Here is an 841-nt window from a genome sequence, read left to right on the forward strand (position 1 = left end):
GCCATCCTTAACCTTTGGAATACGGCAGCAGTGCTTAAAAATCTCCACCATAAAGCAGAGCAATATCCTGAAAGTAATGTATGGACCAACCCTGCTGTTAGAGAAGCAACCTATGCGACAAGTTATGCGGTATCAGCTGTTACTGCAATGTGGAGAGATGTCGCTTGGAGTAAGATGGCAACAGATGGAGAATTACTTAAAAAGAGTTTAAGTCGAGCTATCATAACATCGAGTGCTTCAGAGGTTGTAACACTTAAAACCTTTGCCAAAACAACCGCTGCGGTATCTTTATTTGGCTTAATCGCGACAGGATTAGAGACGTGGGAGAGCCATGATAAATTTAAAGATAAGAGTCATTCACCAATGGAGCGGTTTGGGTATGGGCTGAAAGGGATATCGACTTTTTCTCAAACGTTTGTATATTTCTTTCAGTTTGGAGCAAACGTCTTTAGTCGATTTGGGATATTCTCCACTAGTATCGGTGCTATTATCGCGCCTTGGATGCTGACCACATTTATGGTTAGTTCAATTCTCTTTTTTATCTCGATTATAATTATCAATGCCTTTAAGCGCTCCGAATTAGAAAAGTGGCTATTACATTCCACATGGGGGAAAGCTTCAAAGCAATGGGAAGTCGTTGATGAGTTGACCCGATTGGATCAGATTATTCATAAGCCTCAGGTCAGGCTAAATAAGGTAATTTCTAGCCTTCCTTCTAAAGCAATGTACGCTTCGGCTGCGGGGGAACAATGGCAGTTAGAGATATCTTTGCCCATGCATACAAAAGGTAAGTCCATTGGTTTACAAGTTACGCGCAGGCCAATGCAAAATAAGTACAGCT

Annotated in this window: 1 pseudogene; it reads left to right on the plus strand. The window is 41.6% G+C overall.

Annotation, left to right across the window (positions count from 1 at the left end):
• Positions 1 to 841: pseudogene (locus tag A6E03_RS20215) on the plus strand (hypothetical protein); the annotation flags it as partial.

Origin of the sequence: Aliivibrio sp. 1S128 (genome assembly GCF_001691065.1) — a bacterium.
Taxonomy (GTDB): domain Bacteria; phylum Pseudomonadota; class Gammaproteobacteria; order Enterobacterales; family Vibrionaceae; genus Aliivibrio.